This is a genomic window from Flavobacterium sp. FlaQc-48, from assembly GCF_044007335.1.
Lineage (GTDB): Bacteria > Bacteroidota > Bacteroidia > Flavobacteriales > Flavobacteriaceae > Flavobacterium.
On the sequence record NZ_JBIPCR010000055.1, the window covers coordinates 1 to 615 of the forward strand.

Consider the following 615-nt stretch of genomic DNA (forward strand, 5'->3'; position numbering starts at 1 on the left):
GATAATAATCATAGGTTCTAAAATGACACCAATCATCTTGGTCTGGTGGCTTATCTCTTCATTATATTGTTCTGTTAATCTTTCGAACATGGTTTCCAGTTGGTTAACTTGTTCAGCGACTTCTACCATTGAAACCATTTTGTTTTCGAAAACACTATGTTTTTTCAAACTTTCGTTTAAGGAAGCGCCTCTGGTGATGTCTTCTTTTATTTGCTCAATAGCTATTTCGACAGGATAAAAACCGATCATTTTTGCTGTTAAGGTTAGTGAATTTATTAATGTAGTTTTAGAGGTAATTAACAAATTCATGGCCTGGCAAAAACGTGAAATGTATATTTTACGGATCAAATTTCCAAAATAAGGGATTTTTAAAATCATTTTTGTGGTAAACGATCTATAGCTATCTTTTTCTTTTAATAGCATATGAATTGTTATCAAACCAATTATGATCCCGATCACAACAGAAAAAATCATTCCGGAATGGTTTGATATTTTAAGGATAATTTGAGTACTTTTTGGTAATTCACTTCCAAATTGTTTAAAGACAGAACTAAACATTGGTACTACTTTATTCAGCATAAAATATAAAACTAAAACTGTCACTAACATCACGAT

The 615-nt window shown here is 30.7% G+C and carries 1 protein-coding gene; it reads right to left on the reverse strand.

All coding sequences use genetic code 11. The features are described from left to right. A partial coding sequence (locus ACHRWY_RS27555; RefSeq protein WP_395359224.1) for a type II secretion system F family protein occupies positions 1-579 on the reverse strand: 579 nt, incomplete at its 3' end. Between the last annotated feature and the right edge of the window lie 36 nt (positions 580-615).